The following is a 25247-nucleotide window of genomic DNA, read 5'->3' on the forward strand; positions in this document are numbered from 1 at the left end:
GGAAAGGCCCGACATTACTCATTCTTCTGCTCCGCACGACGTGTACCTGGTTCCTCCCGAGCAGGAGACCGCCGACACTGTCGCGCACGCCTCCGCCGCCGCGTCGTCGCGGTTGCGGGACCGTCCCGACGTGGTCCGGTTCAAGGGCCGGTTCGCCCTCTCCATCACGCACACCACGCCGCACGAGGCGATGGTCGAGGATCTGTTGTTCGTCCGCGACGTCCTCGACCGTGCGGGCATCGAGTACCTGCTGGTGCGGGGCAACGACGAACGTCCGGTGATCGCGATCAACTGGGCGCAGCGCAAGGCGTTGCGCGCCGCGCTCGTCGCAGCGTGTGAGGATCGCCCGTTCTACTCCAAGACCGTCGACGCCAAGGGCCCCGCCGTCCTGATTTCCGACGGCACCCTGTCGGCGACGTCGAAGGCCCGCATCTTCCGGTTGTTCCGACCGCGCGTGCATCTGGCGAGCGGCCTGGCGTACGGGGCGTCGACGGGCGTGCAGATCGAACTGTGGTCGATCAGCGACAACGAGATCGTGCTGCCGATCGAGAATTCGCTGACCCGCCGGGTGGTGCGCCCGGAGGAGGCGATCCGCGGCACCGTCGAGCGATTCGGGCGGGTGTGGCCGACCATCGAGAACATGTTCGCCGACCACGCGTCGGACATCAATTTCGACGTCGACCTGGTGTTCTCCTGGGTGGATGGGTCTTCGGCGGAGTTCCAGGCGCAGCGCGCGAAGCGAATGAAGAACTACGTGGTCGGCGAGGGCGACGATTCCGCGGCCCGGTACCGGCAGATCGACGAACTGAAGTACGCGCTGCGCTCGGTGCATATGTATGCGCCGTGGATCCGCCGCATCTTCGTCGCCACCGACTCGGACCGTCCGGCGTGGCTCGCCGACGACCCCCGCGTCACGTTCGTGCCCAGCGAGGAGTTCTTCGCCGACCCGTCGGTGCTGCCCACCCACAACTCGCAGGCCGTGGAGTGCCAGCTGCACCACATCCCCGGTTTGGCGGAGCATTTCCTGTATTCCAACGACGACATGTTCTTCGGCCGCGCGGTGGGCCCGCAGATGTTCTTCTCCCCCGGCGGCATCACCATGTTCATCGAGGCGACCACCCGAATCGGATTGGGCCACAACGACGACGAGCGCAGCGGCTTCGAGAACGCGGCCCGCGTCAACCGCCGGCTGCTGCAGGACCGCTTCGGTCTGATGACCACCCGTCACCTCGAGCACGCCGCCACCCCGCTCCGCAAGAGCGTGATGGAGGAGATGGAGAAGGAGTTCCCCGACGAGTTCGCCGCCACGGCCGCAAGCACTTTCCGCGCCAGCTCCAACATTTCGGTGACCAACTCGCTGTACCACTACTACGCGCTGATGAGCGGTCGCGCGGTGGTGCAGACGGCGGCCCGGGTGAAGTACGTCGACACCACGATGAAATCGGGGCTGCGCGACATGGATTCGCTGCTCGCGAAGCGGTCGATGGACTTCTTCTGCCTCAACGACGGCAGCGCCCCCGAAATCGACCTGGACTTGCGGACCCGGAAGGTGACGCAGTTCCTGGAGAACTACTTCCCGATCCCGGCGCCGTGGGAGACCGGGGTCTGTTGACGTCCTCTCGGCCGTGAACGACCGAGAGTCCCCTCGAGACTCACGTCCCAAGGTTCCTGTTTCACCGACAGTTGCCTCCCCACACCTTAGGTGCGGGGAGGTCTCACACCATCTCCGCAGGCTGCCACCGCCAGTCCGACGGCCAAAATATTCCTCGCCGCATTCACATCCCGATCGTGGACGGCGCCGCACCGGCACGTCCACTCCCGCACCTCCAGCGGCATCGCCGACGCGACCTCCCCGCACACCGAGCAGGTCTTCGACGACGGATGAAACCGGTCGATCGCCACCACCCGACGCCCATACCAGTCGGCCTTGTACTCGAGCATCGACCGGAACTCAGACCACCCCGCATCCGAGATCGCCCGCGACAACGACCGATTCCTGACCATGTTCCGCACACTCAGATCCTCGACGGCGATCACTTGGTTTTCGCGCACCAGTCGAGTGGAGAGTGTGTGCAGACAATCGCGCCGCCGATCGGCGATCCGACCGTGAATCTTCGCGACCGTCAGTCGAGCCTTGGCCCGATTACGCGATCCTTTCTGCTTCTTGGCCAGCACCCGCTGCGCCTTCGCCAACCGCGCACGATCCCTGCTTTCATGACGCGGGTTGGTGATCTTCTCCCCCGTCGACAGGGTGTACAAGCTCTCGATCCCGGCATCGAGCCCGACCACCCGATCAACCGGCTCGAGTTCGGGAATCGTGTCCTCGACGAGAATCGAAATGTGATACTGCCCGCGAGCATTACGCGACACCGTCACCTGCGACGGTGTCGCCCCCTCCGGTAGCGGCCTCGACCACCGAATGTCCAGCGGTTCGGACTGCTTGGCCAACCGAATCTGCCCGCCGCGGTACGTGAAGCAGTTCGAGAAGTAGGTCGCCGACTCCTTCGACTGCCCCTTCTTCTTGAATTGCGGATAGCGGGACTGCCCGCGCCAGAACCTGTCGAACGCACCCTGCAATTGCCGCAGCGACTCCTGCAACGGTCCCTTCGACGGCTCCGACAACCACGCGGTCTCCGGGTCCCGTTTCCATCCGGTGAGCATCTTCGAGGTGTCCGCGTAGGTGATCCGCCGCCGCTCCTGCGCCCAGGCCTGCGAGCGTTCCGCCAACGCCCGGTTGTAGACATATCGGGTGCACCCGAACGTCCGAGCAAGCTGATCCGCCTGCACCGCAGTCGGATAGAAACGGTACTTGAACGCCCGCTTCACCACCCTCCCCGCCATGACTCAGACATTAGCCCCACGGTCCGACAAAACCAGATCGGCTATCCCGGACCTGAAGGACCGGGTCTGCGCCGAAAGATTCACGGATCAGACGGCGGGAAACGCATCCGCGGGGCGCTCGCCCTCGTCGTAGACCGTTGCGGGAGAACCGATGAGGAGCGAATCGGGTTTGCCGACCACACGCTTGTCCTTACCGGCGTAGTCGAACAGGTCGAGGATCCAGCGGATCGCCTCGAGGCGGGCGCGCTTCTTGTCGTTCGATTTCACGACGGTCCACGGTGCGTGCGGGGTGTCGGTGTAAAACAGCATGGCCTCTTTCGCCTCGGTGTAGGCGTCCCACTTGTCGAGGCTCGCGAGGTCGGTGGGTGAGAGTTTCCACTGCTTGACGGGGTCGGTGCTGCGGGAGACGAACCGGGCATGCTGCTCCTCGCGGCCCACCGAGAACCAGAACTTCACGATGTGGATGCCCGACTGCACGAGCATCCGCTCGAACTCGGGCGCCGACCGGGTGAACTCGAGGTACTCGTTGGGGGTGCAGTAACCCATGACGCGTTCGACGCCGGCCCGGTTGTACCAGGAGCGGTCCATCATCACGATCTCCCCGCCCGCGGGCAGGTGCTGCACGTACCGCTGGAAGTACCACTGGGTGCGTTCGCGTTCGGTGGGCTTCTCGAGTGCCACCACCCGCGCGCCACGAGGGTTGAGGTGTTCGGTGAACCGCTTGATCGCGCCACCCTTGCCTGCGGCGTCGCGGCCCTCGAAGATGATGACCACCTTCTCGCTGTTCTCCTTCACCCAGGCCTGGAATTTGAGGAGTTCGATCTGCAGTTTCCGCTTGCGGTTCTCGTACTGCCTGCGGGTCATCTTCTTGTCGTACGGGTATCCGTGCCGCCAGGGCTCGTCCTCGTCGTCCACCGCGTGTTTGCGGCCGGACTTGCGCAGCAGCTCCCCGATCTCGTCGATCTCCGGTGTCACGTCGATCTGGTCGGCGCGTGCGAGTTCGAAGGCTGTGGGATCGCGCAACTCGTCCATCTGAAAAGGCTACCGCTCAGCGCCCTCGCCCGGCAGGGCCATGAGATCGTAAACGGCATGAGCATCGACCACATCGTTTCCGCGCTCGGCTCGACGGCCGCCGCCGAACTCGCGGCCGCCCTGGACGGGTCGCCGCTGGTCACCCTCGACGGAACCGTGCTGGCCGGGCCCGCGCGGGACGCGGTTCTCGAACTGCTCGCGCTCCTCGCCGACGGTCAGAGCGTGGCGCTCGGTGCGGTCGCGGACCTGCTCACCACGTCGCAGGCCGCGGAGATCCTCGGCGTCTCCGACACGTATGTGCGCCGGCTCGCCGACTCCGGGGCGCTGCCGATCGAGATGCGCGGCACCCACCGCCGGTTCCGGCTCTCCGACGTCATGGCCTACCGGGAGAAGTTTCCGCGCACGAGCTGATCACGGTCGGCCGGTGCGACAGCAGTCCCGACGTTGTCCGGAATCCGCACGCCCTCGACCGCGAGCCGACGCTCGGTTTCCTCGGCGGTGACGTATTCGCCGACGGTGTCGTAGCTGCCGATCGGGACCACCGAGTGCACGACCGTCTGCGGGTACACGTGCACGAGGTTGTATCCCTGGGCGCCGTCGCGTCCGCGCAGTGCCCCGGCCGGGACGTTGAGGTCCTGGGTGTAGCAGGTGGCCGACGCGACGGAGACGGGGATGCCCGCGAACGTCGCCGTCGTCGAGTAGTGCAGGTGGCCCGCGAGGATCGACCGGACGTCGCTGCCGCGGAGGACGTCGGCGAGCCGCGGCTGGTCGCGCAGTTCCACCAGCACCGCCAGGTCGAGGACGCACGGCACCGGCGGGTGGTGTAGCGCGAGGATGGACCCGTGCGGCGCCGGGATCGCGAGCTGCTGTGCCAGCCAGATCAATTGGCTCTCGGAGATCTCGCCGTGGTGATGCCCGGGCACGGTCGTGTCGAGGGTGATGATGCGCAGCCCGTCGACGTCGTGGACGAGGTCGATCGGCTCGTACGTCGGTTCCTGCCCGAGCAGTTCGGCCCGGAAGTGGCCGCGGTCGTCGTGGTTGCCCATCGCCCAGATCACCTGCGCACCGAGCGTCGCGGCAACCGGTTCGACGATCTCCCGCAGTTTCTCGTAGGCGCCCGGCTGTCCGCGGTCGGTGAGGTCGCCGGTGAACACCAGCGCGTCCGGGCGGGCGTGCGACGCCTCGATGTCGGCGACGATCTGCCGGAGGGTGGCCTCGCTGTCGACGGCCCCGTACAGCAGGTCGTCGTCGACGAGATGGGTGTCGCTGAGGTGGAGCACGACGTGCGACGGTCGCGGATACTCGGCCGTCCGTATGTCGGCTGCCGCTGTGCCGCTCATCGGTCTCTCGCTTCCGCTCGCCCCGACAGGGCAGGTGCCCGGGTGGACGCCACTGTGCGTCCACCCTAGCCAAGCGCATTCCGGTCACCTGCCGGGGCACGTACGGTGGCCGGACGGTGAACGGTGGGCTACGTCAGTTCCGGGCGTGGTGCTGTGTGCGCGTCTCCGGGCCGGCAGGCGGGATCATCGCGGCGAGGTTGGCCTGGGCCTCGAAACGTGCCTTCTCGTCGCCGTCGTCCGTCGCCGCCGCGTCCTTCGCCGCGGTGAGGAACGGCCGGACCAGGTCGAGGGGCATCGGGAAGACGACGGTCGAGTTGTTCTCGCCGCCCATCGCGCTGAGGGTCTGCAGGTAGCGCAGCTGCAGGGTGGTGGGGTTGCGGCTGATGACGTCCGCGGCCTCGACGAGTTTCGCGGAGGCCTGGAACTCGGCTTCTGCGTTGATGATCTTGGCGCGGCGCTCGCGTTCGGCCTCGGCCTGCCGGGCGATGGCCCGCTGCATGTTGGCGGGGATCTCGACGTCCTTGATCTCGACGGTGGTGACCTTCACACCCCACGGTTCGGTCTGCTGATCGATCACCTTCTGCAGGTCCTCGTTGAGGCGTTCCCGCTCGCCGAGGAGGGAGTCGAGGTCGGCCTTGCCGAGGATGGAGCGCAGCGTCGTCTGGGCGATCTGCAGGGTCGCGGCGAGGAAGTCCTCGACCTCGACGATCGCCCTGTCGGCGTCGACCACCCGGAAGTACGCGACGGCGGTGACCTTGGCCGGCACGTTGTCGTGGGTGATCACTTCCTGGACGGGGATCTTCAGGGTCACCGTCCGCAGGCTGACCCGTTCCATCCGGTCGATCGCCGGGATCAGCAGCACGAGCCCCGGGCCCTTCAGGTCGACCAGCCGGCCGAGCCGGAACACCACGGCCCGCTCGTACTCGCGGAGCACCCGGATCGAGCTGCTCGCGACGACGGCGAGGAGAGTGATGACGACGCACAGGATGACGATGATGGTGGTCACAGCTCCAACTCCCATGGTTCACGGCGGCGCACGGTGAGGGTGAGTCCGCGGATCTGCTCGACGATGACGGAATCGCCCGCGGTCGGTGTCTCGTCGTCCCCGAACAGGGTTTGCGCCCTCCACAGGCTTCCGGCGGCCTCGACCTGACCCTGCCGGCCCTTCCAGTTGCGGACGGTGGCGTCGGATCCGATGAGGGATTGCATTCCGGTGCGCACGGGCGCGTGCCCGGCCGCGAGTGCCTTCCGGCCGCCGACCACGGCGAGACCCACGCCGACCACCGCGACTCCCGCGGCCGCCGGGATGGCGATCATCTGGGCGGTGTCGCTGGACGTGAACAGCAGCCACACCCCGGCGCCGACGAACAGTGCTCCGAGCCCGCCGAGCACACCCGCAGTCGGTGCGTGTGCCTCGACGACCATCAACAACACACCCAGCACCAGCGCCAGCACGCCCAACGCGGTCACTTCGCATCACCCACGATCACGCTTCGCGAGGACCCGGTCGCGCTCGCATAGCCACTCGGCGATCGAGCCCTCAGTTCAACGGTAAGCGCAGGTGGGCGGCAATGCCACCGGCAATTCCCGGCGGGTACCGTTCAGCAAATGACGAACTTAGATCACGGAGATCCCGGCGACGCCCCGACCGTGCCGCCGCCGTTGGAGGAGGTCGCCAATCCGGCCCGCCCGTCCGCTGCCGAGGAGGCCCGGACGGTCGCGGCCACGACGAACGTCGGCACCCTCGCGAGCCTGACCAGGGAGGGCGACCCGTGGGCGTCGTTCATCACCTTCGGCCTGCTCGACGGCTCCCCCGTACTGTGTGTGTCGCAGATGGCCGAGCACGGCCGCAACCTCGCGCACGACCCGCGCGCCAGCATCGCGATCGTCGCTCCGAACCCGCCGTCCGATCCGCTGGCCAGCACCCGCATCACCCTCGCCGGGTACGTCTACCGCCCGGAAGGCGACGAACTCGCCGCCGCACGCGAGGCGCACCTGGCGGCTATCCCGGCGGCGCACGTCTACATCGACTTCAGCGACTTCTCGCTCTGGGTACTGCGGGTGCAGCGCGTGCGGTGGGTCGGCGGCTACGGGCGGATGGACTCCGCGACCGAAGAGTCCTATGCCGCCGCCACAGCGGACCCCGTCACCCCGCATGCCGGACGGGCCATCGAGCACCTCAACGCCGACCACGCCGATGCCCTCCGCGCGATGGCCCAGGCGCTCGGCGGCTTCCCGGACGCAACCACCGCCGTGTGCGAAGGCGCCGACCGCTACGGTCTGGACCTGCGCGTCACCACCCCGCGCGGCGTGGCCGTAACCCGCGTCGGGTACACGGAGCCACTCGACTCCGCCGACCAGTTGCGCGCGGCGACAGTCGATTTGACCGAGAAGGCCAGGGCACTGACCGGTCGCTGATGGGGCAACCCTCCCGGCCGTGTTGCCTCGATGAGAGCGGCGAGCCTCGTGCTCGCCGCTCTCGTGCATCGCCGGGTTACCTCAGCGGGAGTCCGTTCTTGTCCTTCGGTTCGCCCGCGAGGAGCACGATGCCGTCGATGACGGGCCAGATCCACGCGACGAAGAGCCACATGCCGAGGCTGACCACCGTGAGCACGATGTTCACGATCAGCATGGCGAACCCCAGCCCGGTGTGGCCGGCGTAGAAGCGACCCGCGCCGAAGTAACCGAAGAAGATGCTCAGCAAGCCGGCGGCGAGCTTCGTCTTGTGCGAGTACGGCAATCCCGTCACCGGGTGGTACCCGTACGCCGCGGGCTGTTGCAGTCCCGATCCCGGGCCCAAGTTCTGGGCGGGATGCGCGAAGGGCTGCTGCCCGTACGGCTGCTGCGGTTGGTCGCCGTAGGGGCGCTGAGGCTGAGTCATGGATAGCCGTCCTTCGACGATGTAGGAGTGGAGCTGGATGTCAGGTCAGGCGAACGGGCTGAGTCGACCGAATCGACGCCCTCCCCCACGACTGAACACATCGCAGTTCGTTCACCGCTCACTTGGTATCAACGATCGCACGATCGCGGTATCGGTTGTCTGACCGTATCTCTCGCGCACATAAACCGACCCCTGACGTAACGTGGGGCAAGTGAGACAACTCGACCCCGTTGACGTGGCCGGTCGCGTGGTGCATCTGCTCGACTCCGGTCGTCGTGAATCGACATACAAGCTAGCGACATTGCTCGCGCTCGTCGACATTTGCGTGGAGAACACGGCCGCACCGGACGGCAGCCTGATGGTGCCGATCAACGAGATCACGCATCGGATCGTCTCCTACTACTGGCCGCAGGTTCGCGTCTTCAAGGATCATGGCCGACTGTCCCAGAACAAAAGCGGCAGATCCGTACCGGACCGAATCGCCGACGTCCGCACGCAACTTGCCACCGCAGGGGTCCGGACCGCTGAAACCGCGCGGGAAGCCGAACATCCGGCCTATGTGCGACTCATCCGCTCTTTACGACTCACCGTCGCGCAGCAACCGCTCACGCATCTGCAATCGGTCCCGCACGTGCGCACCGATGGCACGCGGGACGATTTCCTCTTCGACGCATCGGGTTTCCACAAAAAGATGACGGTGGACGAGGTCGACCGCATCGGCACGATCACTCTGCGGCCCGGCATACCGGAGGGCCTGCGTCGCACATCCGCACTTCTTCGCACCTTCATCCGGACCGCGTGGACCCGGGACGTCGTCACCTTCAACCGCGCCGAACTCGACGCGGAAGACCTGGACGGCTTCTTGTTTGGCACGGATCGAACCGCCTTACGGTCCTTGGTGGAACCGCTGCGTGACCTTCAGGACGATCTCTGCTTCTACTGCGGCAGGCGCATGGCGGCCGACGTCCACATCGATCACGTCATGGCGTGGTCCGTGATTCCGATCGACGGTGTCGCCAACCTGGTCGCGGCCGACAGCCGCTGCAACCTCGACAAGTCGGCGAGCATCCCCGTTCGCGCGCACGTCGACCGCGCACTCGAACGATCACACCTCGCAGAGATCTCGCGCACGACACGAGTTCCGCTGTTGCAGCGTCGAACGTCGTCCGCGGCAGCCGGCGTGTTCGGGCCCTTACCCTCCGGATCACTTCTCTGGCGCGGCATTCGGGACTACGAATCGCACATCGTTTGAAGCCGCGTCCACCGGCATTCCCTTCGCGCTGCTCTGCCAGCACCGTACGTTTGCCGATGAGCATCGAGTCGAGTTTGGTCGTGTAGCCCGACATCTGGGTCGGTGGGCGATGAATTTCGACCTGTCGAGAACACCCCCGCATCGACGCCGGCCGGACCCTACCGGGCCTTGCCGCGGGCGCGGCGGCGTTCCGCAACCGCTTTCCGCGCCGCCTTCAGTTGCTCCGCCACCACCGCCGGATCGTCCTCGTCATCGATCTGAACTGCGGTCTGCGCGAGTGCCTCGTACTGGCGGGCCCGCCGCTGCTGTTGGTACTCGATTACGTCACGCAGCAACAACCGGTGCCGGGTGCCGACCTTCCCCGCCGGCAACTCCCCCACATCGATCAATCGGCGTACCGTTGGCCGGCTCACCCCGAGCAGATCCGCGGCCTGCTGCGTGGTCAGCATGGTCGCCCGCGGCGCCACCGTCACCGCACGACCCGCCTGCAACGCGGCAACCACTTGCTTGAGGGCCGCGTGCACCTCCGCCGGCAACTCCACCCGATCGTGCTCGTGCTCACCGACCAGCAAATACCGCGGCTCTGCCCGGTCGCCGCGGTGCCGTTCGTGCGCATCGAGGAAACTGACCACCGCCTCCAATCCCGCAGCCTCGGCCGCCTGCGGCAGATACGTGTGCTGATCCAATGCCTGCGCACCCATCGCCGCACCCCTTCCATTCGAAACCATCGTAATTGCTTTCGAATCTTTCGAATGCCTCGTGGTGTTTGCACCTCAAAGACGCATTCATCCAAAGATGCCGATCGGTCGGTTTTGTTGCGCCATGTCAGACGCACTGGCCGCTGACGCCGACCGACGGAGGGTGGGCGGCTGCGCCGATTCCGCCACATGTGAGTACTTATTAACGTCGGGAGGTTAATAAGTACTCACAGGCGCCGGAGGCGCACGTTGCCGCGGGCTATCCTCGGCGCCGTGAGATCACCGAATCGTGCGGCGCTCGAGGCCCTGGTCGCGGAGGCCACGGTCGACTGCTACAACGACAGCGAATGCGTCACCGGCTTCTACACCATCCTCGACGACCATCTCGATATGCCGTTCCAGACCCAAGTGCTCGGCGCCCAGGTCACCGTGGCCGGCATCGACCTGACCGACGACGCCATCGTGGCGATCTGCACCCGTGGCCGGTCGCGCCAGCGCATCCGAATCCTCGACCTGCGGTTGCCGACACCTCCACCCGACGGTGCGCAGTGGATCGAGGCATACCGCCACTGGCTGAGATAGGTGAGGAAATGAGCGTGAACACCGGCGACACCGGAGCCCTTGGCGCGATCGGGGAGCACCGGATACGACTGACCGAGCAGGAGGCCATGTCGAATCTGCACACGGTCCTACAGCTGTGCGCGGCCGGCGAACTGCGGTGTAGCGAGAAAACCGCCCGCCCCTCCGCTGCGACGGTCCGCGCCGTGGGCTCGCAGCTCGCGCACGGCGATTTCTACCTGCACGACCCGATCTCGGCGTTCGCGTGGCCGCTGATCATCCAGGCCGGTGGGCTCGCCAAGATCGACGGCGGGCGCCTGCGGCTGACCCCCAAGGGACGTACTGCCCTGCGCAGGCAGCCGGCCGAGGTCATCTCCCAACTGTGGCAGCGTTGGCTCACTCACGCGGTGATCGACGAGTTCAGCCGAATCGAGCAGATCAAAGGCCAACGCGCACGCAATGTCCTCACCTCGGCCAAGAATCGTCGACAGACCGTCGCGCAGGCAATGGCGAGCTGCCCGCCCGAGGAGTGGGTCGGGGTGGATTCCCTCTTCGTGTCCATGCGACGGAAACGCCTAAACCCCAACGTCTCCCGCAGTGAGATGGCGCTGTGGAAGCTCTATCTCGTCGATCCGCAATACGGCAGTCTCGGTTACGACGGCTACCACCGGTGGGAGATCCTCGAGGGCCGCTACACGATTGCGGTGCTGTTCGAGTACGCCGGCACGCTGGGACTGCTCGACGTCGACTACATCCACCCCACCGGGACCCGATCGGACTTCCACGACAACTGGGGCGGCGACGATCTGGATGCGCTGAGCAGGTACGACGGGCTGCAGGCGATCCGGCTCACCGCCCTGGGCTGCTACGCCCTGGGCCTGACCGACACCTACCAACCGCCCACCGACGACCGGACGGCCCCGGTGCTGAAGGTGCTGCCCAACCTCGACGTTGTCGCCACCGGAACCCTGCTCCCCGGTGATCAGCTGCTGCTGTCCGCCTACGCCGAGCACACCGCGGACCGGGTCTGGACCCTCTCCGCTGCGAGTCTGTTGACAGCGATCGATACCGGTCGCACCCTCGAAGACCTCACCACCTTCCTCGCCCAGCGGACCAAACATGAGCTGCCTGGCTCGTTGAGGACCGTCATCGACGACGTCACCCGCCGAGCCACCCAGCTGACCGACCACGGCCACGCCCTCGTGATCGAATGCACCGATCCCGCACTCGCCGCGCTCATCACTCGCGACCGCACACTCCGAAGTCTGTGCCGTCCGATCGGCGACCGTCACCTCGCGGTCCCCCTCGACCGGGAACCAAAATTCCGCAGAGCCCTGCTGAAACTCGGCTACGCCCTGCCGGGACAGCCCACACCCTGAGCCGCAACGTCGAGTCCGCGACGGTCACGGCGGAGTCCGGTGGCCGCCCTCGAGGGCCACCCGTCTCGCGGACGCTTCGCGTTTCCACACGAAGATGACGGTGGACGAGGTCGACCGCATCGGGACGATCACTCTGCGGCCCGGCATAGCAGAGGACCTGTGTCGCACATCCTCACTTCTTCGCACCTCATCCGGACCCTAGGGACCCGCGACGTCGTCACCTTCAAACGCGCCGAACTCGACGCGGAAGACCTGGACGGCTTGTTGTTCGGCACGGATCGAACTGAGGAGTGAACCCCAGCTTCTTCTTAATCCGTTCTACCGAGAGCCCGTGTTCGAATAGACGGTCTTACATTCGTCTACCCGAATATCTTTCCCACGACCACCGTCCAAAATCGCCACGTCCAAGCCGAAGGCAGCGGGCGGGTCGGTCTCGAGGATCGTCAGCATCAGGTCACCCGCGCGATGGGTCCTTGGTACGTACCAAACCTTGCCTAGACGCAGCACGGCGTAGTGCGTCTTCACCGCATGATTCCATGGCGATCCTTTACAGGCGTCCAACCGCTGCCCTTTCGTGAGCATCGGTATTGGCTTCTGACCGTTCTCGCTTATGACTCCCCCTTCGCACGACCGCTCATGTAGTTCCAGATGGCCGCGTCCAGCGCCCCCGGGCTGCATTTGAGGAACCCAGCCGTGTACGTGACGAGGCCTGCGACACCCGCGTAGTCCATGCTGCCGACACCAGCCTCGCGGACAAAGCCGGCAACGTGCTGGTCAACTGCGACATGATTGTTCGAGCCAGTGAGGATGGCGATGTAGTCGAGCGTCTTGGGTCCAACGTGCTTCACCCGGCCCAATGCGGCGCGAGTCTCCGACTCGAGTCGGGCATCTCGGAATCGCGCGGCCAACTCAGGTACCGTCTCGACGCTGATCCGATCTAACGCAGTCGCTAGATCACGAATCTTCGTGAGCTTGGGCGACGATGCTCGCCAACTAAGAAAGGACGCCAGGTCCTCGGAATCGAGTCGTGCGACGAAACCGCGCAGCACCTTGGCGTCAGGCCACTCATCCCGCACCTTCGTCGCGCGCGGGTGCACGATCGTCCTGTACTTCGTCCGCGGCTGGAGCGCCGCGTCCGTAATGAGCGCACCCATGTGATCCCACGAACGCTCGTCTTCCTTCGGAGATAGCCCTACCGCCGAGATGTGGTCGACCAACTGCTCGACTTCACGAGGTAACGGCTGCATGGCTGCGATAGTCGCACGGGGAACCGACCAAGATCAGTTGAATCGCACGGTTTACCGCCCGCCCACGCCCGGATTGGGAAGAACTGGCAGTTCCTTCGCGCGGCGCTTCGCATCGGCACGTGCAGCCTTCAACTGGAGATAGAAGGAATTGCGCGAGTTGCCGTCCAGGTTGAGCGGTACGTCAAGACTCGCGATCAACTGGTCCTCGAGCTCCCACGGCTCCTCACGAGCGATCCACGAAACGAGGGCGTTTTCGGCCATCCACTTCGACAGCAGAGTCTCCCCCGTGTGGAAGGTACACCGCTCGCCCGATCCGACGCGACGCAGCTCAATCCCGATCTCATCCGCGATCAGGCAACCGAGCGTAAGGCGGAGCGTCGACCCGGCAGCATTACCGGTGTAGTGGGTCTTGACCCGCTTCCGGATGTTCTGCGTACTAGGGGCTTTGCCGTTCGTCGGCGGCTTGCTCGGACTGATGCCCGTGTAGAGCAGCGTGAGCCCGTCCCGCTTCGCACACCCCGAGGTTTCGATCGCGGCCGGCAACTTCCGAAACCACCAGCCGTAGACACCCGCGGTAGCCGGGACCGGGCACGACCTGGCGAGCACCTGCTCACGGGTGTGCGGTGACGCAGCGAGGTAGAGCGCAGATTCATCCTGCGCGGCGACAATCGGACTCATGCCGAGGATGTTGTCATAGCGGGGCGACAGCATCTACGGAACCGTCCACATTTCCACAGTCGGTAGCCACGTGATCGGCTGATAGCCGCTGTCCATATCGACCCAACGCCAACCCTGGCCCAACGACGATTGACAGGCGAGCGTCACGCTCGCCGCATTACCCGACTGGGTGACCACGTAATGGACCACGTGGTCACCCGCCTGTGTGCAACGCGCGAACAGACCATTGTGATTCAGGTCATACCGCGATCTCGTCCCCGCCGGAAGGTGTGGTGACGCAGAGCCGAGTTGCATACCAGGAAGGTCATTTCCATGACGCAAACCGTTGATCGAGTCGTGTCCGTTCTCGCCGATTCGGAGCCTGTCGACTATCTCGCCCGGGCGAAGGCGGTCGCTCGCGTCGTCGAGCAGGAGGCGGATGCGATCGAGCGTGACGCGACGATCACCCGGCCCGTCTACGAGGCGCTCGCCGAGGCGGAGTTGTTCTGGACCCTCGTCCCGACCGAATTCGGCGGCGGCGGTTTGGGCATCGTGCAGGCACTCGAGGTCATCGAGGAGATCTCCCGGGCCGACGCGTCGACGGGGTGGGCGCTGATGGCCAACTCCTTCAGCACCGGCATCGCCGCCGGGTTCATGAACGACGAGGGCGCCCGTGAGATGTTCGGCGGCCCGGACCGCGGAATCACCGCCGGCATGATCATGCCCACCGGCAAGGCCGTCCGCGTCGAGGGCGGCTACCGCGTCACCGGCCGCTACCAGTTCGCGAGCGGATCCGCGCACGCCACCTGGATCGGCGCGGGATTCGTCGTCCACGACGACAACGGGAACCCCATCGTGGACGAGGCCGGTACCCCCGACTGCCGCGTCGGCTTCCTGCCGCGGGCCGACGTCGAATTCCTCGGCAACTGGAACGTGATGGGACTGGTCGGCACGGGCAGCTACGACTACGCCGTCCACGACCGCTTCATCCCGGACAAGTTCACGATGGAGACGTTCTCCACCACCCCCGTCCGCCCGGAGGCCGTGTACCGCCTGGGACTGCTCGGTATCGGCGTCGGCGGGCACGCCCCGGTGGCACTCGGGTTGGCGAAGCGAGCACTCGAGGAGATCGTCCGGATCGTCGCGAACAAGGCGCGCCCCGGCTACGCCACCGTCGTCGGCGAGTCGGAACTGTTCCGCCGCGAATTCAGCAAATACGAAGCGCTATACCAGGCAACGCGCCTGTACGTGTACGCCGCGCACGAGGACGCCGAGGCCAGCGCACGCGCCGGAGTGGAGATCACCGAGGAGCAGCGCGCCCGGTTGCGTCAGGTCATCACCTGGTCGCAGGAGGTGGCCGGCGAGATCGTCGGCTTCGCGCACCGCTGGGCCGGCAGCCAGTCGATCCGCAACCCCAGCGCGCTCGGCCGGTGCGTGCGTGACGCTGCGGTCGCGACGCAGCACATGCTGGTCGATCAGATCACCCTCGTCGACGCCGCCACGCCGATCATGCGCGCGTACGCCGTCTGAACACCCCCATTCATTCACAACGGAAGGACCCCCGATGGGACAGCTTGAAGGCAAGGTCGCACTGGTTACGGGAGCCGCACGCGGGCAGGGACGCTCGCATGCCATCCGGCTCGCGGAAGAGGGAGCCGACGTCATCATCGTCGATCTCTGCGCGAAGCCGGCCACGACGAAGTACCACGGAGCGACGGAGGACGACCTCCAGGAAACCGCCCGGCACATCGAGAAGTTCGGGCAGCGCGCCCATGTCGCGGTCGCCGACGTGCGGTCGCTGAGTCAGCTCCAGGACGTGGTCGCCGAGGGTGTCGCGAAGCTCGGACGCCTCGACACCGTGGTCGCGAACGCCGGCATCTTCTCGTCCGCTCCCCTGCACGAGCTCACCGAAGAGCAGTGGGACGAAATGGTCGACATCAACCTGTCGGGCGTATGGAAGACCATGCGCGCGACGGTCCCCGTCCTGATCGAGCAGGGCGAGGGTGGGTCGATCGTGCTGATCAGCTCCACCGGCGGTCTGCAGGGGTTCCCCAATTTCGCTCACTACGTCGCCGCGAAGCACGGGGTCACCGGGCTCGCCCGAACGGCCGCCAATGAGCTGGGCGCCCACAGCATTCGCTGCAACTCCATCCATCCCACGTCGGTGCTGACGGACATGATCGACAACGAGGACATGTACCGGCTGTTCCGTCCCGACCTGGAGACGCCCACGCACGACGACTTCCGTGAGGCGTGCGAGACGGCGATGAACGTGCTGCCGACGCCGTGGATCGAGCCGGTGGACGTCAGCAACGCCGTGGTTTGGCTGGCGTCGGACGCGGCGCGCTACGTCACCGGCATCGCGATGCCCGTCGACGCCGGAGCCCTCAACAAGGTCTGACCCGCCCAGTCACGCGAGCGCGGGGCACGCCCAACTAGGCCGGCGTGCCCCGCCCCGCGTGCGCGAACGCCGCGGCGATCTCGTGACGCCTGCTCATTCCCAGCTTCTCCAGAATGTGTTCGACGTGCCCTTCCACCGTGCGCGGCGACAGCACCAACTTGGCGGCGATCTCCTTGTTGGTCATACCGGCGGCCACGTGCGCCGCCACCTCCTGCTCCCGCGGGGAAAGTGTGTCTTCCGGGCGTGTGCGGTCCGCCGGATCCTCATCACCGGACGGCACCAACTCCCCGAGCACGAATCCGGTGATCTCGGAGACCGACATCGCGGCACCGCTGGTGTGGCACTTCTCGAACCGATCGTCGCCCAGCGCCTTTCGTGCCTGTTTCTCGAATCGCGCGCGCTGCTCCACCCAGTGACTCGAGCCGTACAGCTGCATGCCGAACGACTCCCACATCGACGACGCGGCCCCGAGGAGCACGGCCGAGCGTTCCGCCGAACCCGCCTCGGCTTCGGCCCACCCCAGCAGGTCGGTGACCAGGGTGGTTCCGACGACGTCGTCGAAGTCACGCCGCAGCCGCAGGCTTTCGGAGCCGCGCCGGAGGGCGTCCTCGAAGTCGTCGTTCATCAACGCCACCAGCCCGAGCCCGTAGACGGCGTAGGAACGCAGCCACGACTCCCCCACCGCGATGGCACGCTGGTTCACCGTCTCGAAGAGTTCCGCGGCCCGCGCCGTCTCGTCGGTGAAGCAGTAGAGCATCCCCAGGTGGACGCGGAGCGTGTGGGCGAGATCCTCGCGTTCCGGGATGCCCTCATACATCTTTAGCGAGGCGGTCAGCCGGGTCTCCGCCTCCTCGAAGTCGCCGGCGAAGAACGCCTTCAACCCCATGACGTCCGCCGTGAACGCGCCGGTGGTCGCGTCGTCCGCGGTCAGGTTGACGGCGCTGGCCTCGGTCAGCGCCCTGTCGGCGGACTCGCGGTCACCCTGCAGGGTCTGGACGAGACCCAGATTGACGAGCATCCGACCCCGGGTGGCCGTCGGCGCCGTCTCGCGTTCGAGGATGCGGTTCAGCCACATCCGATGCTCGCGCACCGAGAACCCGCACGACCAGAGAAACCAGGCGCGCGAGACCATGTCTGCAGCCATCCGCACTTCGTCGTCGCCGGACGAATCCAGCAGTGCCGCGTGCAGTGCCGACCGGATGTTGGCGTGGTTGCGACGCAGCTTCTCGCTGCCGGTGCGCTGATCGGCGCTGAACCAGGTGTCCGCCGTCGTCGTCACCAGCCGCGTACACCAGCGCAGGTGCCGCAGCGTCAGGGTGTCGATCTCGGAGGCGGTCAGCTTGCTGTTCCCGTATTCGCGGATCGACTCGAGCATCCGGAACCGCACGTGCGTGCCGCCCTCTTCGCGGTGCAGGATCGACTTGCCGACGAGTGCCGAGATGCCGTCGAGCACGGTGTCGGCTGGCACGTCGTCGTCGCTGCAGACCTCTTCGGCCATGCCGAGGTCGAATCCGCCGGCGAACACCGAGGCGCGTGACCAGAGGAGTTGCTGTTCGCGGGTGCAGAGTTCGTAGCTCCAGTCCATCGTCGCCTGGAGGCTGCGATGGCGCTGCGGGCCGGTGCGGTTGCCGGTGGTGAGGAGATTGAGTCGGTGATCGAGCCGGTCCGCCAGCTCGTGCACCGACAGCACGGGCAGTCGCGCGCAGGCCAATTCGATGGCGAGAGGGAGGCCGTCGAGACGATCGCAGACGCGCATCACCGCGTCGCGGTTCTCCTCGGTCAGCTCGAACTTCGAGAGCACGGAGGCGGCCCGGTTCACGAACAGTTCCACGGCGCTGCCCGTCCCGCGCGCCGGCGTGGTCGACTCCGTTCCGTTGACCGTGGGCAACGGGGAGAGCGGGAAGACGAATTCGTCTGGAACCGAGAGTATCTCGCGGCTGGTGGTGACGATGCGCAGGTCCGTCGTGGACCGCAGCAGCACCGACACCAGTTGCGCGCATTCGTCGAGGAGGTGCTCGCAGTTGTCGAGGATCAGCAGCATCCGCCGCGTCCGGAGATACTCGATGATGGTGTTCTCGGTGGGGCTGGCGTGCATGTCGCGGTTGGCGAGGGCGAGCCCGTCGACGACGGTCTGGGTTAGGAGGTCGGGGCTTCGCAGCGCGGCGAATTCGATCACGCGCACCCCGTCCGGGAAGGCGCGGCGGTATTCGACGGCGGCGTGGATCGCCAGGCGGGTCTTACCCATTCCGCCCGGGCCGGTGATCGTCACCAGGCGGTGGTCGCCGAGCAGTCGCCGCAGTTCGAGCAGTTCGGTTCGTCGCCCCACGAAGCTCGTTCCGTAGACCGGCACCGACGGGACCGCGGGCATCGTCTCGACGGGGCTGTCGTGGGACTCGCCGGCCGACAGTTCCTCGCGGATGCTGGTGACCCGACGGGCCAGGGTGGTCCGCGACTTGTCCCATTGGATCCGTCGGGCGATCTCCGCGATCGCGATGTCGGGGTCGTCGGCGATCAGCTCCCGGATGACCGAATCAACGGGATCCACGACGGAGCCGCGTCGACTGCGGTGGTCACTGGGAGGCTCGTCGAGAGTCAGCGCGCGACGCACCGTGTTGCGCGACATTCCGAGCTGCACGGCGATGTGCTTGATGGGAGATCCTTGCCGGTGGAGTCGGCGAATCTCGTCCCACTCGTCAGCGTTCACAAGGTCCCTTCTGGGCTCGAAACCGGTCGGCCAACCTCCCGGTAATTGAGATCTGGATCACCTTGGTCGCTGGCCGTGCCCCTGTCAACTATCGGGGGTCAAGATGTGTCACCGCGACCGTGCGTTCTACGCGGCCGAGCGCTGCCCACACGCCGGAAGAGGCCCTTCACCTGCACGAATGCTGACCGATGCGCCCGCTCGCGCGTGACCGTAGCGAACCACGTAACTGGACGGTTCCGCCGCACTCCCGCACCGGGCAGGGTGATACACACCACAGAACGACCCGTGGTGACGACTAACCCGAAGCGACGATGGAGTCCGCATGACCAACAGCAATGCCGCCGCCCTGAAGGCAGCTTTCGCCGCCGCCGACGAGGGGAACCCGGTTCCGCTCGTGGAGCTGTACTCGGACGAGATGACGTGGGCCGGTTTCACCCTCGAGGGAACCCTGCGCCTCTACACCAAGGCCGAGTTCCTCGAGGCGTTCGGCGTCCTCGCGAAGCTCGACGAGTCCCGCAACGAGGTGGTCTCCGTCGACGTGGTCGGTGACGATCTGGTGACCGCCAACGTCCGGGCCTACCGCCGTCTCGGCGAACTCGAACTCGACACCACGATCGTGATGACGCACCGCTTCGAGGACGGCCAGGTCACCCGCGGCACCGACATGTGCTCGGCGACGTTCGAGGAGTTCTGGGCCAAGACCGGGCTGTCGGTCTAGCTGCTGTCCGGTCGCCGCGGCAGCGCGGCGGCCGGCAGCTCTCCCTCCACCCTGAGCCTGAAGAAGGTACCGATGCGCACCACCACCGAACCGCACCTCACCGCCACCACCCCCGAAAACATCCGCGACGCCTACCGCACCGTCCTCGGAAAATTCTGCACCGGCGTCGTCGCCGTCACCGCACTCGACACCACCGGAAACCCCGTCGGACTCACCGTCGGCTCCTTCAGCTCCGTCTCCCTCGACCCCGCCCTCGTCGCCTTCTTCGTCGCCCACACCTCCACCACCTTCCCCACCATCGCCGCCTCCGGCCGCTTCTGCGCCAACATCCTCGCCGCCGACCAACACCACCTCGGCCGCACCTTCGCCCGCAGCGGCACCGACAAATTCACCGGCATCGACTGGACCCCCGCCACCACCGGATCACCCCGCCTCACCGGCGCACACGCCTGGATCGACTGCCACATCCACCTCGTCCAACCCGTCGGCGATCACCACCTCGTCGTCGGCCGCATCGTCGAACTCGGCGCCACCAACACCCCCGACCCCCTGCTCTTCTACACCTCCACCTTCCACCAGCTCACCCCCGCGAGCCCCGCATGAACACCGTCGAACAGTGCCTCGAACAGCTGCGCGCCGGGAAACCGATCCTCGTCCTCGACGACGAAAATCGTCAGAACGAAGCCGATCTCGTGATGGCCGCACAATTCGTCACCATGCAGGACGCCGCCTACTTCCTCCGGCACACCTCGGGCTTCTTCTGCGTCGCGATGCCCGCCGAACGAACGCGCGCTCTCGGCCTCCCTTTGATGGTCGGGGATCCCCCGAACCCGCTGGGCACCGCGTTCACCGTCAGCGTCGACGCCGCCACCGGCACCACCACCGGCATCAGTGCCGCCGACCGCGCCCGCACCATCCGCCTCCTCGCCGACCGCGCGACCGTCGACACCGACCTCACCAGGCCCGGCCACGTCCTCCCGCTTCGTGCCCGCGACGGCGGAGTCCTCACTCGTCCCGGCCACACCGAAGCAGCCGTCGACCTGTGCACCCTCGCCGGTCTGTCCCCCGTCGGACTGATCTGCGCAGTCACCACCGCAGACAAACGCGACATGCTGCGCGGCGACGACCTGCACGCCTTCGCGGTCCGCGAGAAGCTGCCCGTCATCACCATTGAAGAACTGGTGAACTGCCGGCACCACACCGCGACCATCGAACACTGCGCCGACGCCGAGATCCCCACCCACCACGGCAGCTTCGCCGCCATCGCGTACTGATCACCGCCGGAACCTAGAACCTTTCCATGGTCTTCGGCAATTCGGCCGGAACCACCGCCCTCACCCACGTCCACAGCGAATGCCTCATCGGCGACGTCTGCGGCACGGCGCAGCGACTGCGGCGCGCAACTGTCCGGAGCGATGGAGAGGATCGCCGACGCGCCGGCTGCGGCGCCCCGCAACTCGGGCTACCCGCCGACGCCCGCGACTTTTGTGCACCCATCCTCCGCGACCTCGGCACCGACCGCATCACCCTGCCCGGCAACAACCCCACCAAAGCCGCCTGCGGTATCACCATCGCCGGCACCCCCTCGAAGTGGCACCGAACGTCCACAACACCTACCACCTCGCATCCAAGTGGAACAGGACACGAACGCTTGGGACTATCAGAACTTCGGTGGAACTAGCTCTGGCATATGAATTTAACTTCCAGTTGGGGTGATTCGGCCTTCGAATGTGATAGCAAACGCATTGAGGGCTGGTTTCCACCTCGTCACCCATCGTGCTCTTCCCGTGCCGGTTGGGTCCAGAACACGGTGACGAGGTAGAGACATTTGAGCGCGGCCTGGTCGCTGGGGAAGCGTCCAGGCGCCCGGACTGCCCGCCGGTGGCGAGCATTGAGGGACTCGATCGCATTCGTCGAACAGATCACCCGTCGGATCTCGGCGTCGTAGTCGAGGAACGGCACGAACTCACTCCAGGCGTTCTCCCACAACCGGACGATCGCCGGATACCTCGGACCCCACCTGGCGGCGAACTCGGTGAAACACTCCCCGGCCGCGGACTCGTTGCCGGCGGTATAGATCAGACGCAGCTCCCGCGACATCTCGTCCCAATGCTGTCGCGATGCTTAGCGGAATGTGTTGCGCAGCAGGTGAATCAAGCAGGCCTGCGCCGCCGCGAGCGGCCACACCGTGGTGATCGCCTCCGGCAGCCCCTTGAGCCCATCGCAGACGGCGATGCAGACGTCTGCGACGCCGCGACCCAAGGATCTCGGTGAGCACGGCGAGCCAGAATTTGGCGCCTTCGCCGCCGTCGCCGGCCCACGATCCGAGGATCTCGCGTTCCCCGGCGGTGGTGACACCGATGGCGACGTAGTCCCCCGCAAGCGGGAGGTACCCCCAGGGTCGGTTGGCGACCTGACCTTCGCGGATCTTGACTGGGGGTGCCCCCGCTTGTCACGCAGGGCCGCCAGCAGCGGACCCCACCAGTCGTCGGCGAAGTCCTGCGCCTCGTCCACGACCGCCGCATCGAACCGTTCCCGCAACGGTAGTTCCGACGCCAACTCCGCCATGTGCCGCGGAAGGTCGTGTTCCCAGAACTGCACGGTGTCGGTGTTGCGGATGCTCTCGTCCGGACCCTCGGGCGCTCCCCACCGCTGACCCAGCGCGTGGAACTCGCCGACATACGCCGGACGCTCCTTGTAGGACCAGGTGGCGGTCAATCGCTCGAGATACGACGCCAACCCGTGCGAATAGCAGATGAGTGCCACCCGCTCCCCCTGCTTCGCCAGCCGCCGCGCCTTCTCGACGGCGAGGAATGTCTTGCCACTGCCTGCGCCGCCCCGCACCTCGACCCGGTTCAACAGCCGGATCGCGTCGAGAATCACGGACTGCTGGGCGGTCAGTGCATCGGCCGCGTCTTCATTCGCGATCGCCCTCGCAACCACATCGCGTTGCGGCAGTCCGCGTCCGGAGAGGACGGTCGTGAGCTGATCGACCCCGTCCGCGGGCAGCGCCGGGCGGTCCAGCTGTTGACCGGACAGCACCTTCCGCAACCGCGGCACCACGTCGTCGAGGTCGCCGCGATCAATCACCTTCCAGCGCGGGCACTCCGGCAGGGCGAAGTCGTCGGCGATATCCGTATTCGGGAAGACCACCACGTGGTCCCATCGCAACCGCCCGTGACTCCACCGAGGGTCGGCCTCCAGGTAGCTCCGCAGGGCGTACGACGCGTCACGTGCTTGCCGGACCGGGTTGATGACCGTCGGCCCCCTTCGCTGCTTCTGGTACCAATCGGTGCCGTCGTGCCAGATCTGCCCGCCCTTCACCTCCAAGCAAACGATTCCGTATCCCTCGAGCGCCACGACGAAGTCGATCTCGTGATCCTTGAGTCGATCGGTGACCCGTTGATTTGCCACCACCAAGTCACCATCACCGAGCTGACCGAGCAGCGCATTCCACACCGATTCCTCGGAACCATTGACCAGACGCGGATTCTCGGGAATTCGGATCACCATGCGGTTACTGTCGCACGGCGGCTTCGTTCGAGCGCGGAGATCCCCGGCCGACATCCACGGCGAGTAGTAGTTTTGCGGTGTGGACACTTCGTGGCAGGACCCCAGCGCCGTCTCGTCGATGCTCGACGACTGGGAGACGTGGGCGATCGTCGGACTCTCCGGCAACCCCGACCGGACTGCGTTCCGCATTGCGGAGTTGCTGCAGCGACGGGGGAAACGAATCGTCCCCATCCATCCCACCGCTCCGACCGTCCTCGGCGAGCAGGGGTACGCCACTCTGGCGGACGTGCCGTTTCCGATCGACGTCGTCGACGTCTTCCGGCAGAGCGCGGCGGCCGGAGAGTTCGCGGACCAGGCCGTCGAGGTGGGAGCAAAAGGCGTCTGGTTCCAACTGGGCGTCATTGACGAGGCCGCTTTCCAGCGAACGATCGCGAAGGGCGTCGCCATGGTCATGGACACCTGCCCGGCGATCGAGTGGAGTGCACGGGAATCGGCGTGACGTAGTCGGGCCGGCCTGCGCCGCTCGCGACTACGGCTAGCCTGGACCGAAATCGTGCAAATCGGACACCCGGTCCGATACGAGCCGCTCAGCCAACCGGAAGGTTCTCCCCTGTGGCCATCGACTACACCCGCCGCCCATCCACCCCCGCCGCACCGCAGGGCGGAGTCAGTCTGAGCAAGGTCACTTTATCGAAGGCCGCGCCGTCGGTCAGCCTCACGAAGTCGGGCGATCGGCAGGGCGCTATGCGCGTCAATCTCAACTGGTCGACGGGGGCGACACCGCAGCCGAAGAAGTCCGGTTTCTTCGCGAAGCTTGCAGCCGCCGCCGGCGGCAACAACGGCATCGATCTCGACCTCGGCTGCCTCTACGAACTCGCCGACGGGTCGAAGGGCGTCGTCCAGGCACTCGGCAACACCTTCGGCTCGCTGCAGAACGCCCCGTTCATCAAGCTCGACGCCGACGACCGCACCGGCACCGTGACCGGCGGCGAGAACATGCATATTGGTCTCGACCGACCCGAGATGTTCAAGCGGATCCTCATCTTCGCGATGATCTACGATGGCGCACCCAACTGGGCAGCCGTGGATGGGGTCGTCACCCTCTACCCCACCAGCGGTCCCGAGGTGGAGGTTCGACTGGACTCCGCGAACAGCTCCGCTCGCATCTGCGCCATCGCGATGCTGCAGAACACCGGGCAGGGCATCACCGTCACCCGCGAGGTGAAGTACGTCGAAGGCAGCCAGGCCGATCTCGACAGGTCCTACAACTGGGGCATGAAGTGGGCGGCGGGCCGCAAGTAGCGGTCTCCGGGAGTACCGGCCCTGTTGCCGATCCGGCAAGAACTCTCGCCGAAAACGGCGATGCTGGTGCACAGTGTCGGCATGGAACATGCGAGCGAGGCCACCGGGTTCACGGCAGAATCAAGCGAGGCGGACGAGTGGGATGCGCGCTACAGCGAGCGGGATCGCGTGTGGAGCGGAGAACCCAACGGCGCACTCGTCGACGAGATGACGGGCGCACGGCCGGGACGGGCACTCGACGTCGGTTGCGGTGAAGGCGCGGACGCACTCTGGCTCGCCGGCCGGGGATGGGCCGTGACCGCGCTGGACGTTTCTCGGGTCGCCCTCGACCGGGCCGCGGCCCACGCCGACGGGAAGGGCTCGGACATCACCTGGATGTTGAGCGGACTGCTCGATGCCGACCTGCCCGCAGGCGGCTTCGACCTGGTCTCGGCTCAGTACCCCGCCCTGCGCAGTACCGCCGACCGCGTCGCCGAACGTGCGCTGCTCTCCGCGGTCGCACCAGGCGGCATCTTGCTGGTTGTGCACCACGACATGAGCGATGGCAGTGTGGCGCGCGAACACGGCTTCGATCCCGATGAATGGGTCGCACCCGGTGATGTCGCAGCGCTCCTGGACGACAGCTGGCACATCGACGTGAACGAGGTGCGGGAGCGTTCGATCAGCGGCGGCGCGGGTGCGCACCACACCCAAGACGTGGTCCTGCGCGCGCACAAGCTGTAGT

At 66.4% G+C, this 25247-nt stretch carries 25 protein-coding genes and 2 pseudogenes; 15 read left to right on the plus strand and 12 right to left on the minus strand.

Annotated features, from left to right (window positions below):
- The first annotated feature begins 112 nt into the window (after positions 1 to 112).
- Positions 113 to 1612 carry a stealth family protein gene (locus ACFTWF_RS17860; protein WP_378462639.1) on the plus strand — a complete coding sequence of 500 codons (1500 nt, stop codon included), beginning with the start codon at positions 113 to 115 and terminating at the stop codon, positions 1610 to 1612.
- An 86-nt stretch (positions 1613 to 1698) separates the two neighbouring features.
- Here the strand turns inward: ACFTWF_RS17860 and ACFTWF_RS17865 are convergent, their stop codons facing one another.
- A complete protein-coding gene (locus tag ACFTWF_RS17865; RefSeq protein WP_378462522.1) occupies positions 1699 to 2841 on the minus strand; it encodes an RNA-guided endonuclease InsQ/TnpB family protein in 1143 nt (380 codons plus the stop codon).
- Positions 2842 to 2928: 87 nt separating this feature from the next.
- The gene (gene ppk2 / locus ACFTWF_RS17870; protein WP_378462523.1) at positions 2929 to 3873 is read right to left on the minus strand and encodes a polyphosphate kinase 2; all 945 of its coding nucleotides are present in this window, start codon (positions 3871 to 3873) and stop codon (positions 2929 to 2931) included.
- Between the two features lie 57 nt (positions 3874 to 3930).
- Between ppk2 and ACFTWF_RS17875 the strand changes: the two genes are divergently transcribed.
- Positions 3931 to 4284, plus strand: coding sequence for a helix-turn-helix domain-containing protein (locus ACFTWF_RS17875; RefSeq protein ID WP_378462524.1), 354 nt, complete (start codon positions 3931 to 3933; stop codon positions 4282 to 4284).
- Here ACFTWF_RS17875 and ACFTWF_RS17880 read toward each other — a convergent pair.
- The 3 genes from ACFTWF_RS17880 to ACFTWF_RS17890 all read right to left on the minus strand — a co-directional run bounded on the left by ACFTWF_RS17880 (position 4254) and on the right by ACFTWF_RS17890 (position 6683).
- The gene (locus ACFTWF_RS17880) at positions 4254 to 5213 is read right to left on the minus strand and encodes a phosphodiesterase (RefSeq protein WP_378462525.1); all 960 of its coding nucleotides are present in this window, start codon (positions 5211 to 5213) and stop codon (positions 4254 to 4256) included. The genes ACFTWF_RS17875 and ACFTWF_RS17880 overlap by 31 nt on opposite strands.
- Before the next feature lie 133 nt (positions 5214 to 5346).
- Positions 5347 to 6219 (minus strand): slipin family protein, encoded by an 873-nt coding sequence (locus ACFTWF_RS17885; protein WP_378462526.1) that lies wholly within the window; start codon positions 6217 to 6219, stop codon positions 5347 to 5349.
- On the minus strand, positions 6216 to 6683 hold the full coding sequence (locus ACFTWF_RS17890; RefSeq protein ID WP_378462527.1) for an NfeD family protein: 468 nt from the start codon (positions 6681 to 6683) through the stop codon (positions 6216 to 6218). The genes ACFTWF_RS17885 and ACFTWF_RS17890 overlap by 4 nt, the downstream gene beginning before the upstream one ends.
- Before the next feature lie 138 nt (positions 6684 to 6821).
- On the opposite strand from ACFTWF_RS17890, the gene ACFTWF_RS17895 reads away from it, so the two are divergent.
- Positions 6822 to 7631, plus strand: coding sequence for a HugZ family protein (locus tag ACFTWF_RS17895; RefSeq protein WP_378462528.1), 810 nt, complete (start codon positions 6822 to 6824; stop codon positions 7629 to 7631).
- A 76-nt stretch (positions 7632 to 7707) separates the two neighbouring features.
- On the opposite strand, the gene ACFTWF_RS17900 is transcribed toward ACFTWF_RS17895, so the two are convergent.
- Positions 7708 to 8094, minus strand: coding sequence for a TM2 domain-containing protein (locus ACFTWF_RS17900; protein ID WP_378462529.1), 387 nt, complete (start codon positions 8092 to 8094; stop codon positions 7708 to 7710).
- Between the two features lie 211 nt (positions 8095 to 8305).
- On the opposite strand from ACFTWF_RS17900, the gene ACFTWF_RS17905 reads away from it, so the two are divergent.
- Positions 8306 to 9346, plus strand: a complete 1041-nt coding sequence (locus ACFTWF_RS17905; RefSeq protein WP_378462530.1) for an HNH endonuclease — start codon at positions 8306 to 8308, stop codon at positions 9344 to 9346.
- A 158-nt stretch (positions 9347 to 9504) separates the two neighbouring features.
- Here the strand turns inward: ACFTWF_RS17905 and ACFTWF_RS17910 are convergent, their stop codons facing one another.
- Positions 9505 to 10047, minus strand: a complete 543-nt coding sequence (locus ACFTWF_RS17910) for a helix-turn-helix domain-containing protein (RefSeq protein ID WP_378462531.1) — start codon at positions 10045 to 10047, stop codon at positions 9505 to 9507.
- 246 nt (positions 10048 to 10293) lie between these two features.
- On the opposite strand from ACFTWF_RS17910, the gene ACFTWF_RS17915 reads away from it, so the two are divergent.
- Together ACFTWF_RS17915 and ACFTWF_RS17920 are read left to right on the plus strand one after the other, a co-directional pair.
- Complete coding sequence (locus ACFTWF_RS17915) at positions 10294 to 10626, plus strand: calcium-binding protein (RefSeq protein ID WP_378462532.1); 333 nt, start codon at positions 10294 to 10296, stop codon at positions 10624 to 10626.
- Between the two features lie 8 nt (positions 10627 to 10634).
- The gene (locus ACFTWF_RS17920) at positions 10635 to 11981 is read left to right on the plus strand and encodes a helicase-associated domain-containing protein (RefSeq protein WP_378462533.1); all 1347 of its coding nucleotides are present in this window, start codon (positions 10635 to 10637) and stop codon (positions 11979 to 11981) included.
- A 608-nt stretch (positions 11982 to 12589) separates the two neighbouring features.
- Here the strand turns inward: ACFTWF_RS17920 and ACFTWF_RS17925 are convergent.
- Together ACFTWF_RS17925 and ACFTWF_RS17930 are read right to left on the minus strand one after the other, a co-directional pair.
- Positions 12590 to 13228 (minus strand): hypothetical protein, encoded by a 639-nt coding sequence (locus ACFTWF_RS17925; protein ID WP_378462534.1) that lies wholly within the window; start codon positions 13226 to 13228, stop codon positions 12590 to 12592.
- Positions 13229 to 13279: 51 nt separating this feature from the next.
- Positions 13280 to 13939: a GIY-YIG nuclease family protein gene (locus ACFTWF_RS17930; protein WP_378462535.1), complete on the minus strand. Its 660-nt coding sequence runs from the start codon at positions 13937 to 13939 to the stop codon at positions 13280 to 13282.
- A gap of 279 nt (positions 13940 to 14218) precedes the next feature.
- Here ACFTWF_RS17930 and ACFTWF_RS17935 point away from each other — a divergent pair, with 279 nt between their 5' ends.
- Both ACFTWF_RS17935 and ACFTWF_RS17940 read left to right on the plus strand, forming a co-directional pair.
- Positions 14219 to 15415 (plus strand): acyl-CoA dehydrogenase family protein, encoded by a 1197-nt coding sequence (locus ACFTWF_RS17935; RefSeq protein WP_378462536.1) that lies wholly within the window; start codon positions 14219 to 14221, stop codon positions 15413 to 15415.
- A 34-nt stretch (positions 15416 to 15449) separates the two neighbouring features.
- The gene (locus tag ACFTWF_RS17940) at positions 15450 to 16286 is read left to right on the plus strand and encodes a mycofactocin-coupled SDR family oxidoreductase (protein WP_378462537.1); all 837 of its coding nucleotides are present in this window, start codon (positions 15450 to 15452) and stop codon (positions 16284 to 16286) included.
- Positions 16287 to 16320: 34 nt separating this feature from the next.
- Here ACFTWF_RS17940 and ACFTWF_RS17945 read toward each other — a convergent pair whose 3' ends face one another.
- Positions 16321 to 18990, minus strand: a complete 2670-nt coding sequence (locus ACFTWF_RS17945) for a LuxR C-terminal-related transcriptional regulator (RefSeq protein WP_378462538.1) — start codon at positions 18988 to 18990, stop codon at positions 16321 to 16323.
- Between the two features lie 322 nt (positions 18991 to 19312).
- Between ACFTWF_RS17945 and ACFTWF_RS17950 the strand changes: the two genes are divergently transcribed.
- The 4 genes from ACFTWF_RS17950 to ACFTWF_RS17965 all read left to right on the plus strand — a co-directional run bounded on the left by ACFTWF_RS17950 (position 19313) and on the right by ACFTWF_RS17965 (position 21389).
- Positions 19313 to 19708, plus strand: coding sequence for a nuclear transport factor 2 family protein (locus ACFTWF_RS17950; RefSeq protein ID WP_378462539.1), 396 nt, complete (start codon positions 19313 to 19315; stop codon positions 19706 to 19708).
- A 72-nt stretch (positions 19709 to 19780) separates the two neighbouring features.
- Positions 19781 to 20311, plus strand: coding sequence for a flavin reductase family protein (locus ACFTWF_RS17955; protein ID WP_378462540.1), 531 nt, complete (start codon positions 19781 to 19783; stop codon positions 20309 to 20311).
- Positions 20308 to 20982: a 3,4-dihydroxy-2-butanone-4-phosphate synthase gene (gene ribB / locus ACFTWF_RS17960; protein ID WP_378462541.1), complete on the plus strand. Its 675-nt coding sequence runs from the start codon at positions 20308 to 20310 to the stop codon at positions 20980 to 20982. Before ACFTWF_RS17955 ends, ribB begins: the two co-directional genes overlap by 4 nt.
- 26 nt (positions 20983 to 21008) lie before the next feature.
- The gene (locus ACFTWF_RS17965) at positions 21009 to 21389 is read left to right on the plus strand and encodes a hypothetical protein (RefSeq protein WP_378462542.1); all 381 of its coding nucleotides are present in this window, start codon (positions 21009 to 21011) and stop codon (positions 21387 to 21389) included.
- A gap of 15 nt (positions 21390 to 21404) precedes the next feature.
- Here ACFTWF_RS17965 and ACFTWF_RS17970 read toward each other — a convergent pair.
- Both ACFTWF_RS17970 and ACFTWF_RS17975 read right to left on the minus strand, forming a co-directional pair.
- Positions 21405 to 22142, minus strand: a pseudogene (locus ACFTWF_RS17970) (IS256 family transposase); the annotation flags it as partial.
- A 14-nt stretch (positions 22143 to 22156) separates the two neighbouring features.
- A pseudogene (locus ACFTWF_RS17975) lies at positions 22157 to 23221 on the minus strand (NERD domain-containing protein); the annotation flags it as partial.
- A 79-nt stretch (positions 23222 to 23300) separates the two neighbouring features.
- Here ACFTWF_RS17975 and ACFTWF_RS17980 point away from each other — a divergent pair.
- From ACFTWF_RS17980 to ACFTWF_RS17990, 3 genes are all read left to right on the plus strand, one after another.
- Positions 23301 to 23720: a CoA-binding protein gene (locus ACFTWF_RS17980; protein ID WP_378462543.1), complete on the plus strand. Its 420-nt coding sequence runs from the start codon at positions 23301 to 23303 to the stop codon at positions 23718 to 23720.
- A gap of 113 nt (positions 23721 to 23833) precedes the next feature.
- Complete coding sequence (locus tag ACFTWF_RS17985; RefSeq protein WP_378462544.1) at positions 23834 to 24523, plus strand: tellurium resistance protein; 690 nt, start codon at positions 23834 to 23836, stop codon at positions 24521 to 24523.
- A gap of 60 nt (positions 24524 to 24583) precedes the next feature.
- Positions 24584 to 25246, plus strand: coding sequence for a class I SAM-dependent methyltransferase (locus ACFTWF_RS17990; protein WP_378462545.1), 663 nt, complete (start codon positions 24584 to 24586; stop codon positions 25244 to 25246).
- The last annotated feature ends 1 nt before the right edge of the window (position 25247 follow it).

Source organism: Rhodococcus sp. NPDC056960, assembly GCF_042674125.1.
Lineage (GTDB): Bacteria > Actinomycetota > Actinomycetes > Mycobacteriales > Mycobacteriaceae > Rhodococcus_F.

What these genes read in the sequence shown, in the direction of transcription:
- ACFTWF_RS17965 (WP_378462542.1), top strand. Translation starts at nt 21,009, where the DNA reads ATGGTCTTCGGCAATTCGGCCGGAACCACCGCCCTCACCCACGTCCAC.
- ACFTWF_RS17930 (WP_378462535.1), bottom strand. Translation starts at nt 13,939, where the DNA reads ATGCTGTCGCCCCGCTATGACAACATCCTCGGCATGAGTCCGATTGTC.
- ACFTWF_RS17935 (WP_378462536.1), top strand. Translation starts at nt 14,219, where the DNA reads ATGACGCAAACCGTTGATCGAGTCGTGTCCGTTCTCGCCGATTCGGAG.
- ACFTWF_RS17880 (WP_378462525.1), bottom strand. Translation starts at nt 5,213, where the DNA reads ATGAGCGGCACAGCGGCAGCCGACATACGGACGGCCGAGTATCCGCGA.
- ACFTWF_RS17900 (WP_378462529.1), bottom strand. Translation starts at nt 8,094, where the DNA reads ATGACTCAGCCTCAGCGCCCCTACGGCGACCAACCGCAGCAGCCGTAC.
- ppk2 (WP_378462523.1), bottom strand. Translation starts at nt 3,873, where the DNA reads ATGGACGAGTTGCGCGATCCCACAGCCTTCGAACTCGCACGCGCCGAC.
- ACFTWF_RS17950 (WP_378462539.1), top strand. Translation starts at nt 19,313, where the DNA reads ATGACCAACAGCAATGCCGCCGCCCTGAAGGCAGCTTTCGCCGCCGCC.
- ACFTWF_RS17955 (WP_378462540.1), top strand. Translation starts at nt 19,781, where the DNA reads ATGCGCACCACCACCGAACCGCACCTCACCGCCACCACCCCCGAAAAC.
- ACFTWF_RS17925 (WP_378462534.1), bottom strand. Translation starts at nt 13,228, where the DNA reads ATGCAGCCGTTACCTCGTGAAGTCGAGCAGTTGGTCGACCACATCTCG.
- ribB (WP_378462541.1), top strand. Translation starts at nt 20,308, where the DNA reads ATGAACACCGTCGAACAGTGCCTCGAACAGCTGCGCGCCGGGAAACCG.
- ACFTWF_RS17895 (WP_378462528.1), top strand. Translation starts at nt 6,822, where the DNA reads ATGACGAACTTAGATCACGGAGATCCCGGCGACGCCCCGACCGTGCCG.
- ACFTWF_RS17875 (WP_378462524.1), top strand. Translation starts at nt 3,931, where the DNA reads ATGAGCATCGACCACATCGTTTCCGCGCTCGGCTCGACGGCCGCCGCC.
- ACFTWF_RS17920 (WP_378462533.1), top strand. Translation starts at nt 10,635, where the DNA reads ATGAGCGTGAACACCGGCGACACCGGAGCCCTTGGCGCGATCGGGGAG.
- ACFTWF_RS17910 (WP_378462531.1), bottom strand. Translation starts at nt 10,047, where the DNA reads ATGGGTGCGCAGGCATTGGATCAGCACACGTATCTGCCGCAGGCGGCC.
- ACFTWF_RS17990 (WP_378462545.1), top strand. Translation starts at nt 24,584, where the DNA reads ATGCTGGTGCACAGTGTCGGCATGGAACATGCGAGCGAGGCCACCGGG.
- ACFTWF_RS17865 (WP_378462522.1), bottom strand. Translation starts at nt 2,841, where the DNA reads ATGGCGGGGAGGGTGGTGAAGCGGGCGTTCAAGTACCGTTTCTATCCG.
- ACFTWF_RS17940 (WP_378462537.1), top strand. Translation starts at nt 15,450, where the DNA reads ATGGGACAGCTTGAAGGCAAGGTCGCACTGGTTACGGGAGCCGCACGC.